Origin of the sequence: Brevundimonas sp., from assembly GCF_036963785.1 — a bacterium.
In the GTDB taxonomy this organism is placed as follows: domain Bacteria; phylum Pseudomonadota; class Alphaproteobacteria; order Caulobacterales; family Caulobacteraceae; genus Brevundimonas.
In genome coordinates, this window is record NZ_JBALUS010000003.1 from 476,156 (window position 1) to 490,884 (window position 14,729).

Annotated in this window: 17 protein-coding genes and 1 other RNA gene; 10 read left to right on the plus strand and 8 right to left on the minus strand. The window is 68.1% G+C overall.

Annotated elements, in window-relative coordinates:
- Positions 1 to 49 precede the first annotated feature (49 nt).
- Complete coding sequence (locus V7672_RS09060; protein WP_335624268.1) at positions 50 to 769, minus strand: Crp/Fnr family transcriptional regulator; 720 nt, start codon at positions 767 to 769, stop codon at positions 50 to 52.
- Between the two features lie 117 nt (positions 770 to 886).
- On the opposite strand from V7672_RS09060, the gene V7672_RS09065 reads away from it, so the two are divergent.
- A complete protein-coding gene (locus V7672_RS09065; protein WP_335624269.1) occupies positions 887 to 1,114 on the plus strand; it encodes a hypothetical protein in 228 nt (75 codons plus the stop codon).
- On the opposite strand, the gene thrS is transcribed toward V7672_RS09065, so the two are convergent.
- The 4 genes from thrS to V7672_RS09085 all read right to left on the minus strand — a co-directional run bounded on the left by thrS (position 1,101) and on the right by V7672_RS09085 (position 4,654).
- A complete protein-coding gene (gene thrS, locus V7672_RS09070; protein WP_335624270.1) occupies positions 1,101 to 3,026 on the minus strand; it encodes a threonine--tRNA ligase in 1,926 nt (641 codons plus the stop codon). The two genes, V7672_RS09065 and thrS, sit on opposite strands and share 14 nt — an antisense overlap.
- Entirely contained in the window at positions 3,023 to 3,301 is a 279-nt protein-coding gene (gene yidD, locus V7672_RS09075; RefSeq protein ID WP_335624271.1) for a membrane protein insertion efficiency factor YidD, read from the minus strand. The genes thrS and yidD overlap by 4 nt, the downstream gene beginning before the upstream one ends.
- Before the next feature lie 72 nt (positions 3,302 to 3,373).
- Positions 3,374 to 3,850, minus strand: a complete 477-nt coding sequence (locus V7672_RS09080; protein ID WP_335624272.1) for an iron-sulfur cluster assembly scaffold protein — start codon at positions 3,848 to 3,850, stop codon at positions 3,374 to 3,376.
- Between the two features lie 39 nt (positions 3,851 to 3,889).
- Complete coding sequence (locus tag V7672_RS09085) at positions 3,890 to 4,654, minus strand: tetratricopeptide repeat protein (RefSeq protein ID WP_335624273.1); 765 nt, start codon at positions 4,652 to 4,654, stop codon at positions 3,890 to 3,892.
- A 91-nt stretch (positions 4,655 to 4,745) separates the two neighbouring features.
- Here V7672_RS09085 and V7672_RS09090 point away from each other — a divergent pair, with 91 nt between their 5' ends.
- Both V7672_RS09090 and V7672_RS09095 read left to right on the plus strand, forming a co-directional pair.
- Positions 4,746 to 6,140, plus strand: coding sequence for a leucyl aminopeptidase family protein (locus V7672_RS09090; protein WP_335624274.1), 1,395 nt, complete (start codon positions 4,746 to 4,748; stop codon positions 6,138 to 6,140).
- 77 nt (positions 6,141 to 6,217) lie between these two features.
- Positions 6,218 to 6,994 carry a C40 family peptidase gene (locus tag V7672_RS09095; RefSeq protein WP_335624275.1) on the plus strand — a complete coding sequence of 259 codons (777 nt, stop codon included), beginning with the start codon at positions 6,218 to 6,220 and terminating at the stop codon, positions 6,992 to 6,994.
- A gap of 10 nt (positions 6,995 to 7,004) precedes the next feature.
- Here V7672_RS09095 and V7672_RS09100 read toward each other — a convergent pair whose 3' ends face one another.
- Positions 7,005 to 7,703, minus strand: a complete 699-nt coding sequence (locus V7672_RS09100; RefSeq protein WP_335624276.1) for a c-type cytochrome — start codon at positions 7,701 to 7,703, stop codon at positions 7,005 to 7,007.
- A gap of 163 nt (positions 7,704 to 7,866) precedes the next feature.
- Between V7672_RS09100 and V7672_RS09105 the strand changes: the two genes are divergently transcribed.
- The gene (locus V7672_RS09105) at positions 7,867 to 8,601 is read left to right on the plus strand and encodes a 3-deoxy-manno-octulosonate cytidylyltransferase (RefSeq protein ID WP_335624277.1); all 735 of its coding nucleotides are present in this window, start codon (positions 7,867 to 7,869) and stop codon (positions 8,599 to 8,601) included.
- A gap of 72 nt (positions 8,602 to 8,673) precedes the next feature.
- A complete protein-coding gene (locus V7672_RS09110) occupies positions 8,674 to 9,099 on the plus strand; it encodes a hypothetical protein (protein WP_335624278.1) in 426 nt (141 codons plus the stop codon).
- Positions 9,100 to 9,111: 12 nt separating this feature from the next.
- Here V7672_RS09110 and nudC read toward each other — a convergent pair whose 3' ends face one another.
- Positions 9,112 to 10,038 (minus strand): NAD(+) diphosphatase, encoded by a 927-nt coding sequence (gene nudC, locus V7672_RS09115; RefSeq protein WP_335624279.1) that lies wholly within the window; start codon positions 10,036 to 10,038, stop codon positions 9,112 to 9,114.
- A gap of 73 nt (positions 10,039 to 10,111) precedes the next feature.
- Between nudC and ffs the strand changes: the two genes are divergently transcribed.
- The 5 genes from ffs (at position 10,112) to recR (ending at position 13,898) form a co-directional block, all read left to right on the plus strand.
- An RNA gene (gene ffs / locus V7672_RS09120) (signal recognition particle sRNA small type) lies at positions 10,112 to 10,207 on the plus strand.
- Between the two features lie 61 nt (positions 10,208 to 10,268).
- Positions 10,269 to 12,119, plus strand: coding sequence for a DNA polymerase III subunit gamma/tau (locus V7672_RS09125; protein WP_335624280.1), 1,851 nt, complete (start codon positions 10,269 to 10,271; stop codon positions 12,117 to 12,119).
- Between the two features lie 85 nt (positions 12,120 to 12,204).
- A complete protein-coding gene (locus V7672_RS09130) occupies positions 12,205 to 12,894 on the plus strand; it encodes a hypothetical protein (protein ID WP_335624281.1) in 690 nt (229 codons plus the stop codon).
- Between the two features lie 64 nt (positions 12,895 to 12,958).
- The gene (locus tag V7672_RS09135) at positions 12,959 to 13,288 is read left to right on the plus strand and encodes a YbaB/EbfC family nucleoid-associated protein (protein ID WP_335624282.1); all 330 of its coding nucleotides are present in this window, start codon (positions 12,959 to 12,961) and stop codon (positions 13,286 to 13,288) included.
- 7 nt (positions 13,289 to 13,295) lie between these two features.
- Positions 13,296 to 13,898, plus strand: a complete 603-nt coding sequence (recR, locus tag V7672_RS09140; RefSeq protein ID WP_335624283.1) for a recombination mediator RecR — start codon at positions 13,296 to 13,298, stop codon at positions 13,896 to 13,898.
- Positions 13,899 to 13,961: 63 nt separating this feature from the next.
- Here recR and V7672_RS09145 read toward each other — a convergent pair whose 3' ends face one another.
- On the minus strand, positions 13,962 to 14,585 hold the full coding sequence (locus V7672_RS09145; RefSeq protein ID WP_335624284.1) for a tetratricopeptide repeat protein: 624 nt from the start codon (positions 14,583 to 14,585) through the stop codon (positions 13,962 to 13,964).
- Positions 14,586 to 14,729: the final 144 nt, after the last annotated feature.

Below are 14,729 nucleotides of genomic sequence, written 5' to 3' on the forward strand. Positions count from 1 at the left end.
TTGGAAAAGCCACCATGCCCTCGGGGAGTTCCTATGTCGGTTGGCCGACTCAGGACGCGCCGTTTCGGCGTCCCAGATTGGCCAGGCGCGGGCGCAGCATGCGGTAGCAATCGCAGGCGGTGGCCTCGAGCCCCTCACGGTCGAGGATGCGGATTGTTCCACGTCCATAACTGATCAGCTTGCGCCGCCTGAGTTGGGTGGCGGCTTCGCTGATGGTCGAGCGACGGACGGCGATCAGCCGTGCCAGTTCCTCCTGCCGGAAGTGCAGCGTGTCGTGCGGTGACAGGTCGCGCGCCGTCAGGATCCAGCGCGCGATCCGGTCGGGCACACGGTGCAGCGAACTGCAGGCTGCCGTCTGGGCCGCCTGGGCCTGATAGAGATCGGTCAGCACCAAGAGACGCGTCATCAGTTTCGGACGATCTGCCGCCAGTTTGCGCAGGGCGGCGGCGCTCGCGGCCCAGGCCTCGCCCGAGGCTCGGCAGACGATTTCCCAGGCGCTGGAGCGATCGGCCATAAAGGGCGCGAGGCCCGTCAGACCCTCGCTGCCCACAACAGCGGTTTCCACCGTGCTGCCGTCGGGAAAGCGGATCACGTTGGCGAACTGGGCGTCGATCGGAAAATGCACATGCTCGACCAGTGTGCCCTGATCCACGACAATCTGGTCCAGGGTGACCGACACACGGCGCAGCAACGGGCGAAGCGCGGCCGCATCATCGGCGTCCAGCGAGGTGATGAACCAGTTCTCGATGGGGTCTCGGGGGTCGGACATGAAACAGCAACGCTCAAGGCCCCGCCCGGGTGCCCGTGCCGATGAATTCACTGTGTCGCCCGGCGAACATTGTCGACCCGGGCCGCGTGATAGGACATCCCCTGATTGGGGACATCCGTGAAAACCTATTTCTGTTTCATCGAAAGCGATGTGCTCAGCACGCCGCATGTCGAGCCGCTGATGGCCCTGACAGACGCCGAGGCCCTCAAGGAGGCCTCCGCCCTGCTGCGGACCCACGCCAGCGGCATCGCCGCCCACGTCTTGTGCGGCGATGAGCGAATCGGCACCGTTCGCCCGGCATCGAGCCGGGCCGGTACGGATCCGGACGAAACTATCCCCGCTTGAGGTCCGGCGGGGTTGCCTCTTCCGTCAGTATACGGATGGCCTCCTCAACGGAGACGATATCCTGACCCTGTGACCCGAGGCGGCGGATGGCGACCTTGCCTTCCTCTGCCTCGTTCTTGCCCACCACGGCGATCACCGGAACCTTGGCGACCGAGTGCTCGCGCACCTTGTAGCCGACCTTCTCGTTGCGCAGGTCGGTCTCGACGCGCAGGCCCGCCGCCTTGAACTTCGCCGCGACCTCCCTCGCATAGTCATCGGCGTCCGAGACGATGGTGGCGACCACGGCCTGGACCGGCGCCAACCACAGCGGGAAGGCCCCGGCATAGTTCTCGATCATGATGCCGATGAAGCGCTCGAACGAGCCCAGGATGGCCCTGTGCAGCATGACCGGGCGGTGCTTGGCGCCGTCTTCGCCCACATATTCCGCACCCAGACGTTCCGGCAGGACATAGTCCAGCTGGATGGTGCCGCAGGTCCATTCGCGACCGATGGCGTCCTTGACGACAAAGTCCAGCTTGGGCGCGTAGAAGGCGCCGTCGCCTTCGGTCACGACCGGCTCGGTGCCCGCCGCACGGGCGGCCTCGGCCATCTGGGCCTCGGCCTTGTCCCAGAATTCGTCCGTGCCCGCACGGACCTCAGGGCGGGTGCCCAGGCTGATATAGGCGGTCTCCATGCCGAGATCCGCGTGGACGCTGCGCGCCAGGTCGATGAAGCGCGAGGTCTCCTCGACGATCTGGTCCTCCCGGCAGAAGATGTGGGCGTCGTCCTGGACGAAGCCGCGCACCCGCATCAGGCCGTGCAGGGCGCCCGACGGCTCATAGCGGTGGCAGGCGCCGAATTCGGCCATACGCAGCGGCAGTTCGCGATAGGACCGAAGTCCCTGATCGAAGATCTGCACGTGGCCGGGGCAGTTCATGGGCTTGAGGCTGAGCTCTTCGCCCTCGACCGTCTCGCAGACGAACATGTTCGGCCGGTACTTGTCCCAGTGGCCCGAGGCCTCCCAGAATTTGCGGTCCAGCACCTGGGGCGTCTTGACCTCGACATAGCCGGCGGCGTTCAGGCGGCGGCGCATATAGGCCTCGATCACCTGCCACAGCACCCAGCCCTTGGGGTGCCAGAAGACCATGCCGCGGCCCTCTTCCTGCATGTGGAAGAGCTCCATGGCGCGGCCCAGCTTGCGGTGGTCACGCTTCTCGGCCTCCTCCAGACGCTTGAGGTGGGCGTCCAGGTCCTCTTTCGAGGCCCAGGCCGTCGCGTAGATGCGCTGCAGCTGCGGATTGCGATGATCGCCGCGCCAGTAGGCCCCCGCCAGCTTGGTCAGCTTGAAGGCCTTGCCGACGAATTTGGTCGAGGGGAAGTGCGGCCCCCGGCACAGGTCCAGCCACTTGCCCGTGCGATAGACGGTGATGACCTCATTCTCGGGCAGGTCGCGGATCAGTTCGGCCTTGAAGCGCTCGCCGATGCTGTCGAAATAGATGATGGCCTCGTCGCGATCCCAGACTTCGCGGACCAGCTTTTCATCCCGGTCGACGATCTCGCCCATGCGCTTTTCGATGGCCGCGAAGTCGTCGGTCGAGAACGGCTCTTCCCGGTGGAAATCATAATAGAAGCCGTCGTCGATGGCCGGGCCGATGGTCACCTGGGTGCCGGGGAACAGCTCCTGCACTGCCTGGGCCAGCACATGGGCGGCGTCGTGGCGGATGGTTTCCAGAGCCGCCGGATCGTCACGCATGATCAGGCGGAAATCGCCGCCGGAGTCGATCGGTCGGTCGAGGTCGCGCTGCTCGCCATTGATCTCGACCAGGGCGGCCTTCTTGGCCAGCGAGGGCGAGATGGAGGCCGCCACCTGCCGCCCTGTCGTCGAGGACGGGAACTGGCGGACGGCACCATCGGGAAATTTCAGGTCGATCATCTGTCTGTCTTCGTTGTCTGGATCGCGGGAGGGGAGGGCTCCCGCGCCGGAACCGGGTCATAGCCCGAACTTCCGAAAGGGTGGCATTTGCACAGGCGCCGGACGGTCAGCCAGCCGCCCCGCACCGGCCCGTGAGTGATCAGGGCGTCGCGGGCATAGTCCGAACAGGTCGGGAGGAACCGGCACGACTGCCCGATCAGGGGCGACAGGGTCAGCTTGTAGCCACGATGGGCCGCGCGGACGCCGCGTTCATAGAGGGTTTCGCCGGATGCCATGTCGCCGCGCTTATCCCCCGCATCGCCCGCCCGGGCAAGCACCGCAGGCAAGGTCAGGGAAAGCCGGGCGGATCAGGCCGCTCCGGCGCGGCGAGTTCGCTCGGCCTCGGGGGTGTCGCGCTTTGCCAAGGCCATGTCGACGGCATCGAGCAAGGCGCCCATGGCCACCTGGGTCGAGGCATGGCGCTGGGGATAGTCGGCGACCGGCTTGAGCACCCGCAGGCCCTCGAACCGGCCCTCCGGACCCTCGCCGCCTGCCTTCAGCATGGCGGTCAGGGCAGAGGCGGCGGCGGTAATCTCGTGGGTTGAGGCGCCGATCACCGCTTCGCCGATCACACCGGCGGCGGCTTGACCGAGGGCGCAGGCCTTGATGTCCTGGGCGAAGTCGGCGACCCGACCCTCGTCATCCAGAACGACATCGACGATGGCGCGCGAGCCGCACAGTCGGGCGACGCGCTCACCGGTGCCGTCGGCACGGGCCAGCCGGCCGGCATGGGGCAGATTGGCCGCCAGACCCAGAATACGGGCGCTATAGAGGTCGTCGATCATGGCCGAAACATAGGCGCGCCAGTCGAGAGGCGAAAGACGCTATTGCAGGGACTGCCAGGTGCGGCCGCTGTCGGCGGTGACCGGCCCGGCCGCGCGCTCGCGGATCCAGGCCAGGTTCTGGTCGGCGACCTGGGGCGGCAGCTCGCGGCGAAGGATGGTTTCGGCCTCACCCAGATTGCCGGACAGGCCCAGCACCAACGCCAGATTCTGCTTCACCTGAAGGCCGGCCTGGGGCTGGGCGGCGGCGCGTCGCAGCAGGGCTTCGGCCCCGGGCAGGTCGCCGGAGGTCAGGCGTACCATGGCCATGTTCGACAGGATGGACGGATTGTCGGGCGACAGGCGCAGCCCCTCGGCCCAGGCGAGCTGGGCGTCGGCCTCGCGCCGCACCTGCTGATAGGCGACCCCCAGCAACGACCACGGGCGCCAGTCGCCGGGCAACAGGTCGCGGGCCCGTTCCAGAGCGGCGATGCCGTAGAAGGCCTGACCCCGGGCGATGTGGGCGCGGCCCAGCTCGATCATGGCCTCGGCATTGTCAGGCTGGACGACCAGCACCTTGTCTGCGGCCTGAACCGCCTGATCGAACTGGCCCAGTTCGCGCAGGGCCTGGGCCAGCCGCACGCCGGCCACCGGATCGGTGGGGTTGATCTCGGACTCCTGCTGCCAGAACAGCGAGCGGCTGAGCGGGTCCATGCGGTCATAGGTGGCCCGCGTCTCGGCCGAGGCCGGCTGGCGGTCCTGCGACAGGGCTGCGGACGGCAGGGCAAGGGCCGCGAGCGTGGCGATCAACAGAAGTGGGCGCGACATGGGGCGATCCCGGGGATAGAGTTTCGGTCACCGTCAGGGTGGGCCGCTTCGGTCAATCCTTCGTTAACCCCAGAGATGCCGTGGAGAGCCCATGTCCCGCCGCCTGCCCGTTCTGGTCGCCGCCGATACCGAAGATGCAAAGTCGGCCCGGCCCGTCCGCCTGATTGCCGCGGACGAAGCTCTGGAGGGGCGGGTCGGAGCCTGGGCCGCCGCCAACGGCTTCAAGGGGCAGCAGGGACGTCTGCTGCTCTGTCCGGACGAGGAGGGCCAGATCGCCGGGGCGCTGTTCGGCATGGGCAAGGACTTTTCGCCCATGGGGCTCCGTGCCCTGGCGGACCGCCTGCCGGGTGGGGTCTGGCGGCTGGACGGGGTTCTGGGCGATCAGGCCGAGCTGGCGGCGCTGGCCTTCTGCCTCGGCAGCTATGCGTTTGACCGGTACACCAAGCCCGAGGTCGAGCCGGCCGCGCGGCTGGTCGTGCCCGATGGCGTGGACCGCGCGCGGGTGCTGGATCTGGCGCGCAGCTGTGATCTGGTCCGCGAGATGGTGGATACCCCCGCCGCCGACATGGGTCCGCTGCAGATCGAGACGATGGGGCGCGAGATCGCCGAGGAGTCCGGCGCGACGATCAGCGTCATCACCGGCGACGCCCTGCTTGAGGCCAACTATCCGGCGGTCCATGCCGTGGGCCGGGCGGCCGTCCCGGCGCGGGCCCCGCGCATGGTCGAGATTCACTGGAATGCGACCCGGACCGACCTGCCGCTGCTGGCGCTGGTGGGCAAGGGGGTGGTGTTCGACACCGGCGGACTGAACCTCAAGGCCGGCGCCGGCATGCGCAACATGAAGAAGGACATGGGCGGGGCCGCCCACGCGCTGGGGCTGGCGCGACAGGTGATGCGCGCAGGGCTGGCGGTACGGCTCGTGGTGCTGGTGCCGGCGGTCGAGAACGCCGTCTCGGGCGATGCCTTCCGCCCGGGCGACATCCTGTCCAGCCGCAAGGGGCTGACGATCGAGATCGGCAATACCGATGCCGAGGGGCGGCTGATCCTCGCCGATGCGCTGGCCCGGGCGGGCGAGCTCAAGCCGGATCTCACGCTCGACTTCGCCACCCTGACCGGCGCGGCACGGGTGGCGCTGGGGCCGGACCTGCCGCCGCTCTATACAGATGACGACGCGCTGGCGGCTGATCTGCTGGCGGCCTCGGCCCGGGTGCAGGACCCCGTGTGGCGGATGCCCCTGTGGGCGCCCTACGCCGATGCGCTGGACAGCGACATAGCGGACCTGCGGAATGACTCCGCCGCCTGGGCCCAGGCGGGATCGGTGACAGCGGCCCTGTTCCTCAAGAATTTTGCACCGGAGACCGGGGCCTGGGCGCATATGGACATCTTCGCCTGGAACCCGCGCGGGCGTGCCGGCTGGCCACAGGGCGGCGAGGTGCAGGCCATCCGCGCCTGCTTTGACATGCTTAGAACGCGGTATCCCGGCTAAATCACGCCGGCGTTAACGCGACCTTCGGCCTTGTGCGTGCAGGGTGGCGGAATCCGGACCCACCGCCGCCGCATGTGATGATCGACGCTGATACCCGCGCCCTGCTGATGCGACCCGACCTTGCCGAAGCGGCACTGGAAGGGCTTGTGTCTGCGCGCGCCTATCGTCCGACAGAAGCCATGCAGGCAGCCGTCCCCCTCGCCGATGTGCGGGATGATGACGGCAACCGCATCTCCCAGCTGCTGTTCGGCGAGGCGTTTGATGTCCTGACCCGCGAGGGCGACCGTCAGTGGGGCCGCTGTCGTCGGGACGGCGTCGTGGGCTGGGTGGCGGTCGCCGCCCTCCAGTCCGGCGTATGCGTGCCGACCCTCCGCGTGTCTGCCCCCGGCGGGGTTTTGCCGTTTAACGCCCTTGTCGACCCCTCGCGGGATGCCGTGGGCGATGTAGCCTTGATGCCTGTGGGGCAGTTTGCGCCCGATCTGGCGACGGTCGCCGAGACCTTGATTGGATTGCCCCATGCCCTGGGCGGTCGAACGGAAACGGGCATGGACTGCGCCGCCATGGTTCAGGCCTGCTTGATGGCCTGTGGTCGGCCGGCGCCCCGCTACGCCGACGGTCAGGCCGAGTTGGGCCAGGCTGTCGCCGCCGAAGACCTGCAGCGCGGCGATCTGGTCCTGTGGCCGCATCCCGCCGGAGGGCCCGGCTGGACCGGTCATTCCGCGATCGCGATGGATGCTGACATGGTGATCCACGCCTCGGGCCGGGCCGGCGAAGTATGTCGCCAGCCGTTGGCCGAGGCCGATGCGAATCAGCGCGCCGAGGGCTTCGGCGCGCCGATCTTCAGACGACTCTAGAGAACCGGTATCAGCCGCCGACGGGCGCGCTGTCCGAGGCGGGCGGCGCGGCGGGCGTCTCAATGTTGGGCTGGCCAGCAGCACCGTCGATGGGAGCGGCAGTGACGCCTTCGCCGGCTTCGCCCGCTTCCCCGGCGGCAGCGCCGGGCTGGCGCGCGGGATCCGGCGCGGGAACCGCATAACCGCCCGAGCCCTGGCTCATCAGCCAGGCGATCAGGTTCACACGGGTTTCGGTGTCGCGCAGACCGGCGAACGACATCTTGGTGCCCGAGACGTAGCGCGCGGGAGCGGTGATGAAGTGATCCAGGGCGTCCAGCGTCCAGGTCGGATCCTCGGCCTTGTGGGCGATCATGGCGTCGGAGTAGGCAAAGCCCGCATGGCCCGCGACGGCGCGTCCGACCACGCCATACAGGTTCGGGCCGATGCCGTTGGCCCCCCCGGCATTGATGGTGTGACAGGCCTGGCAGCGGGCAAAGGCGGCTTCACCGGCGGCCAGATCGGCCACGGGGATCAGGGTGCCCCAATCCGGCGGCAGTGCCGCCTCGGCCCCACCCTCGGCCCCGCCTTCGGGGATTTCGACCGCATAGCCCATCTTCTCGGGGGCCTTCGTCTCATAGACGAAGCCCGAGGCCTGCTGGACAACCAGGATCGTGAAGACCGTCGCCAGTCCCGCACCGAAAATCTTGTTCCACTCGAGGTTGCCGCTCATCCGGTCGTCAGTCCCGTATCTGAAGGGCCCGCGTCGTCAGCCGGTGGCAGGGTCGCAGGCATTGTTTCGCGGACGCGTCTCTGACACGGTAATGCGGCCTTCGCAACTGTCCGGTTGGGTTTGACACCCGGCTGCGACCAAAGACCCCGCTGATCGAGCCCCGATGAACCCCCTGATCCTGATTCCGGCCCGCATGGCCGCGACCCGCCTGCCCGGAAAGCCGCTGGCCGACATCGGCGGCCTGCCCATGATCGTCCGGGCCAGTCGTCAGGCCCGGGCCTCGGGTCTGGCGGTTGCCGTGGCGGCGGGCGACCCCGAAATCGTTGAGGCCGTCGAGGCCGACGGCGGCCGGGCCGTGCTGACGGATCCGGACCTCCCCTCCGGCTCGGATCGCATCCGCGCCGCGCTCCGGGCGCTGGATCCCGAGGCGCAGCACGATGTGATCGTCAATCTGCAGGGCGACATGCCGTTCGCTGAACCGGGCCTCTCGGCGCTTTGTATCGATCTCCTGGCGCGGCATCCCGACTGCGACATCGCCACCCTGATGGCACCCGAGGCGGGGCCTGACGACCGGACCAGTCCCGATGTCGTCAAGGCGGTTCTGGCCATGGCCCCGGAAGGGACCGAGGGCCGCGCCCTCTATTTCACCCGGTCGACCCTGTATGGCGACGGCCCGGTCTGGCGGCACGTAGGCCTGTACGGCTATCGGCGGGCCGCGCTGGAGGCCTTCTGCGCCGCCCCGCCCTCGCCGCTGGAGCGCCGCGAGAAGCTGGAACAGCTGCGGGCGCTCGAAATGGGCCTGCAGATCCACGCCGCGGTAATCGCCGATGCGCCCCTGTCGGTGGACAATCCGGATGACCTGGCCGCGGCCCGGGCCCAAGCCGCGATCGCGGGCTGACCCGGAAGGGTTTCGTCATTTGTCGGCGGAGCGGGACAGTGGCACAAAGACGGATCATTTATGGAGAACCCCATGCTGAAGTCCCTTGCCGCCGCGGCGGCCCTCTCTTTTGCCGTTATGGCGCCGGGCGCCTCGGCCCAGGCCCAGGACCCCTCCGGCGCGGCCCTGGTCGATCTCCTGCTCGACATGGTCTCCAGCGAGGCCGACCTGACGATGCAGAGCAAGGTGTCAGGCCGCCTCGCCCAGGGGGCTTCGAACACCGCGACCATCCAGGTCCCGTCCGGCCCGGTCGCCTTCATCGGCGTCTGCGATGAAAACTGCAGCGACGTCGACATGATCGTGCGCGATCCGTCGGGTCGCGAGATGGGCCGCGACTTTGAGGACGACGATGTGCCGATGGTCGTATTCGAGGCGGCGACCGCGGGTCGCTACACCGTCGAGGTCCAGATGCCGGCCTGCAACGGCACCTGCAACTGGGGCGTCGGCGTCTTTAACTGACGCCGGGCGACTTCAGCTATCGTCCACCCACGCCTTGAGCAGGCTGTGGGCGATCGCAAAGGGATAGGGCGCCACAACATCGGGGTGGCGCCCTTCCAGTACCTGCCGGGCCTCCTCGCGGGTCAGCCAGCGCACCGCTTCCAGTTCGGTCAGGTCGGGCTGGGCCTTGTCGTCCGTGACCTCGGCAATCAGCCCCAGCATCAGCTGGTGCGGGAACGGCCAGGGTTGGCTGGCCAGATAGCGGACGCTTGTGACCGTCAGGCCCGCTTCTTCCTTCACCTCGCGGGCACAGGCTTCCTCAAGGCTTTCGCCCGGCTCCATGAAGCCGGCCAGGGCGGACATACGCCCGGCGGGCCAGGCGGCCTGTCGGCCCAGCAGGCAGATGGGCTCGGCACCCCCCTTATAGACCGGCAGCATGATGCAGACCGGGTCGACGCGCGGATAATGCTCGACCGCGCAGGGGGCGCAGGTCCGCCGCCATCCGCCCGAAGCGACCTGAGTCTCCTGTCCGCAGCCGGGACAGAAGCCATTGCGGCCATGCCAGTCGAACAGGCCCTTGGCGGCGCCGGCCATGGCCAGATCGCCCATTGGCAGACGGGCAGCAGCCGCCCGCATATCCGGTTGGTCGCCGGGCCCCATCAGCGTCTCAAGCTCGGCGGTCCGGGCTTCGGGCACCGAACAGGCAAAGACTGGCGCCTCTTTCCAGAATCCCAGAAACGCCGGCTGGGCGTCCGACAGCGGCAGCAGGCGTGACAGGGGCGCCCAGGCCAGCCGTTCCCGACCGTCAACGGTCTCCAGCCGGGGTCGTCCCTCGATCATCGCCAGCGACAGGGCGGCGGGATCGGCCGTGCGCGCGGCCATCCAGTCGGGGTCATTGCGGCTGTCGCCGCCCCGGTCGAGGGGCGAGGCGGAAAAGGCAGTGACGACGGGCGCGGTCATGGCGCTCTCCATAGCGCTCGGCGCCGCGATCCGTAAGGCATCTTGATCTCGCGAAGCTGAACGCGCATATCGGGGGTGGAGATCGCGGGCGAAGGCTTCGCCAACCTGGTCAGGGCCGGAAGGCAGCAGCCACAACGAATTCCCCTTCGGGTCGCGGTCTCCACCTTCTCCCCTCAGCAAAACCGTCATCCGGCCTCGCCCGGGATCGCGTCACGGGCTATGACAGGCCCATGAGCGATATGGACCCGATTCCGCCGTGGGACGACGATGACACGCCCGACGTGGAGTCGGTCGAGCGCGACCCCGACACCGATGACATGTTCGGTGCGCCGGCCGCGCCTGAGCCTGAGCCCGCCCTCGCGCCTCTCCCCGAGCCTGCGCCGCTGAAGGAGGCCCCCTCGGCCGCCTATCAGGTGCTGGCCCGCAAATACCGGCCGACGACCTTCGAGGATCTGATCGGCCAGGAGGCCATGGTCCGCACCCTGACCCATGCCTTCGAGACCGGCCGGATCGCCCACGCCTTCATGCTGACCGGTGTGCGGGGGGTCGGAAAGACGACCACTGCCCGGCTGCTGGCGCGCGCGCTGAACAATGACGCCCCCGGGATTGACCGGCCGTCCCTGGCCCTGACACCCACCGGGCGGCACGATGCGGCGATCATGGCGGGCCAGCACATGGACGTCATGGAGATGGACGCCGCCAGCCACACCGGCGTGGGCGACATCCGCGAGATCCTGGACAGTGTCCGCTATGCCCCGGTCGAGGCGCGCTACAAGGTCTATGTGCTCGACGAAGTGCACATGCTCTCCAACCAGGCCTTCAACGCCCTGTTGAAGACGCTGGAAGAGCCGCCGCCCCACGCCAAATTCATCTTTGCCACCACCGAGATCCGCAAGGTTCCGGTGACGATCCTGAGCCGCTGCCAGCGGTTCGATCTCAGGCGCGTAGAGCCTGAAATCCTGATCGAACACCTGGGCCGCGTCGCCCAGCAGGAGGGCATGGCGATCGAGCGCGACGCCCTGGCGCTGATCTCGCGCGCGGCCGAGGGCTCGGTGCGCGACGGCCTGTCGCTGCTTGACCAGGCGCTGGTCCAAGGTGGGGAGGGTGAGGCGGTCAAGGCCGAGGTTGTGCGGGACATGCTGGGCCTCGCGGACCGCACCCGGACCATCGCCCTGTTCGAGACCCTCATGGGCGGTCGCACGCCCGAGGCGCTGGAGATGTTCCGCGACCTCTATGGCTATGGCGCCGATCCGGTGCAGATCATGGGCGACCTGCTGGAACATTGCCACGCAGCCTCGGTCGCCAAGATGCTGGGGCCCGAGGCGACCCGCCTGCCCGGTGATCAGGCGCGGGTGCTGGCGGCGCTGGGTGCGGGCATTTCGGCCGGAACGCTGGCCCGGGTGTGGCAGATGCTGCTGCGCGCGCTGGAGGAAACCCGCCGGGCGCCCAACCCCGCCGACGCTGTCGAAATGGCGCTGATCCGTCTGGCCTATGCCGCCGACCTGCCGGGCCCCGAAGAGGCACTGAAGGCCCTGAAGTCGGGCGAGGGCATGGGTGGCGGTGGCCCGGCCCCGCGCGGCGGCGGGTCGTCAGGGGGCGGCGGCGCCCAGGCGACGATGGCCCAGCCGCGCCCTGCGGCCCCGGCCGCCCTGCCGGATCCCCAGACCTTTGAGGCCATGGTGGCGCTGATCGACGAGAAGCGCGAGATCGCGCTCAAGCTGGACGTCGAACGCTATGTCCGTCCGGTCGCCTTCCGGCCCGGGGCCCTGACGTTTGAGCCCGCCCAGGGCACGCCGCCCGATCTGGCGCGCAAGCTGGCCAGCCGGCTGAAGGACTGGACCGGCCGCACCTGGCTGGTCGCCGCCAACGGTCAGGGCGGGGGCGAGACCCTGATCGAGCAGGAACGCAAGGCCCGCGAACAGACCCGGGCCGAGGTCGAGGCGGATCCGTTTATCCGCTCGGTGCTGGAGGCCTTCCCCGGTGCGAAGCTGGGAGAAATCCGTGACATGGCCCCGGCAGTCTCCCTGCCCGCCATCCCGGACGATCCAGACGATGACGGCGAGGCCGACGCCGATACCTGACGGAACCTGTCAGGAGGGGCCCCGGCCATGGGCGAACCCTGATCGCTGATCTAGTTTCACCGGACATTCAATCCGGGAGGCGGATATGCGGGACTGGCTGTTGGGAGGGCTTTCGGCCCTGATGCTGATGGGCGCGGCGGGGGCTGTGTCCGCCCAGGAGGCCCGCGACCCTTCGGCGTCGGTGATCACCGACGAGGATCGGGCGGGCATCGCCAATATGGCCCAACAGCTGGACGACGGCATGAAGGCGCTGGGTGTCGAGATGGGCGTCGATGTGCCCTCGTTCAAACCGATGTTCGAGGCCCTTCTGGGCGATGTTTTCAAGGACCTGCCGTCCGAAGGGGTTTTCGACTACACCGTCGACTTCGACATGTACGGCGTGACCGACGAAGCGGGTCTGAATGCCGGGCCGCCTGCTGAAGGCGAGCGACGTCGCCGTCCCGTCTATGCCGATGCCCAGGCCTGCGCCGAAGCCTATCAGAACCTTCCGGTGATCCATTTCGAACGGGTCGAGATCAAGGGTCTTGAGGGGCACCGTTGCACCGTCTCAGGCCAGTCTGCGACGGACCAGGACATCTGGATCTATCTGTCCTGGCTCGTGATCGAGGGGCCGAACGCCTATCTCGAAGTCAGTGTCGGGGCCGCAGCGGCCAGTGAAGAAGAAGGCTATGCCTTCACCAGCCAGATCGGCCTCGGACGGCTGGATGCGTTGGACGCGCTGGCAGGCCGTATCCAGACACTTGCCATTGAAACCTACCTCGCTTCAGTGGAGTAGGAGGAGACGGAATAGGACCCTCTACCCCCTGTCGGAACGGCCCGCTTCGTCCTAGATAGGGGTCATGAAAGATCTGACCCAATTGATGCAACAGGCCCAGGCGATGCAGCAAAAACTGCAGGACGCCCAGGCGAAGATGGCCGAAACCACCGCTGAGGGCACCTCGGGCGGCGGACTGGTGACCGTCAGCCTGAAGGGCCCCGGCGAAGTCACCCGCGTGCAGATCGACGAGAGCCTGATGGTGGCCGGTGAACAGGACATCCTGGCCGACCTGATCGTCGCCGCCCATGCGGATGCCAAGCGCAAGCTGGACGAGGCCAATTCCGTGCTGATGCGCGAGGCCGCGGGCCCCATGGCCGGGATGAACATCCCCGGCATGCCCAAACTGTTCTGATCCGCCGGTGGCCGCGTCTGCCGGACCCGAGATCGAGCGGCTGATCGGTCTGCTGTCGAAACTGCCCGGGCTGGGGCCGCGCTCGGCCCGGCGCGCGGCGCTGGCCCTGTTGAAGCGGCGCGAGCAGCTGTTGCTGCCGCTGGCGGCCTCGCTGGCCGAGACGGCGGACAAGGTGAAGTCCTGTTCGATCTGCGGCGCCCCCGATACCCGCGACCCCTGCACCCTGTGTTCCGATCCCGCGCGAGACGCCGGCCTGATCTGCGTGGTCGAAGAGGCCGGCGCCCTGTGGGCCATGGAACGGTCCGGCGCCTTTCGCGGTCGCTATCATGTGCTGGGCGGCCTGTTGTCGGCGCTGGACGGGGTGGGCCCCGAGTCGCTGCGGCTGGGGGAACTGGTGGCCCGTGTCGGCGAGGGCGGTGTGCGTGAAGTGGTGCTGGCCCTGCCGGCCACGGTCGATGGCCAGACGACTGCCCATTATATCGCCGAGCGACTGGCCGATGCCGGGGTCAGCGTGACCTCTCTGGCGCGCGGCGTACCGGTCGGTGGCGACCTCGACTGGCTGGACGACGGCACCATCATCCAGGCCATGCGCGCAAGGCGGCCGACGTAGGGGTGGTGCTCTGACTGGAGGCGGCCTCTTTAGGTGTCCGCTAGAGGGTGGGTAGCGGACGTTTCAATGGACGGTGGGAAGCGGTGTGACCCGCTTTTCTGCCAAGGCCGCGTCAGGTTCCCGGAAAACCTCTGCCATCAACCGGAATAGATGCGCGAGTCCCTCTAAGCGGCCCCTGACTCCTCCGTAGCCATGAATAAGCGCCTTGGCTAAGGCGATCTTGGCTCGCTGATGCCCCTGAGAAGCGCCCGTTCTCCAAAGAGCCAGCGCTTTTTGTCGATCAAGCGCGACGCCTTCGCCGCGCGCGTACAGGTACGCGAGCGCGTCGTAGGCCGGGCTATAATCTCTGGACGCCGCCTTTTGAAACTCAACCGACGCTTCCGAGAAGCGGCCCATGTGGTGATAGGTGACTCCCAGCCCGAAGTGGCCTGCGGAATAGCCCGCTTCAGCTGCAACCCGGTACCAGGCTTCGGCCCCTGCAAGATCTTGGTGGTCGTACCAGCCCTTCCACATACAGCTGGCGACGCAAATAGTGCTGAGCATTGAACCTGCGTATGCGAGCGTCTCGAGCTCTTCGAGACCACGCTCCCACTCTGGCCCGTCGAGCAGCGCGCGAGCACGCTCGAAATCCTCACGAAAAGGATCGTCCAGTGCTTCCAACCCATAGAGCTCGACGGCGTCGATCATCACGCTGTCAGATCACAGTCGGTTGGGATTTCCAAGGGACGGGCATCCCGTGGGGCCGACCCTTGCCCCCCTCCCTCCGTTTCCCCGGCGCAGGCCGGGGCCCAGAGCAGCAGGCGGGCGGCTTGCATGCCCTTCTGGACCCCG

Bases quoted from the DNA above. Each gene is read 5' to 3' on its own strand.
- V7672_RS09145 (WP_335624284.1), bottom strand. From the start codon at position 14,585: ATGATCGACGCCGTCGAGCTCTATGGGTTGGAAGCACTGGACGATCCT.
- V7672_RS09090 (WP_335624274.1), top strand. From the start codon at position 4,746: ATGTCCCGCCGCCTGCCCGTTCTGGTCGCCGCCGATACCGAAGATGCA.
- V7672_RS09080 (WP_335624272.1), bottom strand. From the start codon at position 3,850: ATGATCGACGACCTCTATAGCGCCCGTATTCTGGGTCTGGCGGCCAAT.
- V7672_RS09100 (WP_335624276.1), bottom strand. From the start codon at position 7,703: ATGAGCGGCAACCTCGAGTGGAACAAGATTTTCGGTGCGGGACTGGCG.
- V7672_RS09085 (WP_335624273.1), bottom strand. From the start codon at position 4,654: ATGTCGCGCCCACTTCTGTTGATCGCCACGCTCGCGGCCCTTGCCCTG.
- V7672_RS09125 (WP_335624280.1), top strand. From the start codon at position 10,269: ATGAGCGATATGGACCCGATTCCGCCGTGGGACGACGATGACACGCCC.
- V7672_RS09060 (WP_335624268.1), bottom strand. From the start codon at position 769: ATGTCCGACCCCCGAGACCCCATCGAGAACTGGTTCATCACCTCGCTG.
- V7672_RS09130 (WP_335624281.1), top strand. From the start codon at position 12,205: ATGCGGGACTGGCTGTTGGGAGGGCTTTCGGCCCTGATGCTGATGGGC.
- V7672_RS09105 (WP_335624277.1), top strand. From the start codon at position 7,867: ATGAACCCCCTGATCCTGATTCCGGCCCGCATGGCCGCGACCCGCCTG.
- thrS (WP_335624270.1), bottom strand. From the start codon at position 3,026: ATGATCGACCTGAAATTTCCCGATGGTGCCGTCCGCCAGTTCCCGTCC.
- V7672_RS09110 (WP_335624278.1), top strand. From the start codon at position 8,674: ATGCTGAAGTCCCTTGCCGCCGCGGCGGCCCTCTCTTTTGCCGTTATG.
- nudC (WP_335624279.1), bottom strand. From the start codon at position 10,038: ATGACCGCGCCCGTCGTCACTGCCTTTTCCGCCTCGCCCCTCGACCGG.
- V7672_RS09135 (WP_335624282.1), top strand. From the start codon at position 12,959: ATGAAAGATCTGACCCAATTGATGCAACAGGCCCAGGCGATGCAGCAA.
- V7672_RS09095 (WP_335624275.1), top strand. From the start codon at position 6,218: ATGATCGACGCTGATACCCGCGCCCTGCTGATGCGACCCGACCTTGCC.
- yidD (WP_335624271.1), bottom strand. From the start codon at position 3,301: ATGGCATCCGGCGAAACCCTCTATGAACGCGGCGTCCGCGCGGCCCAT.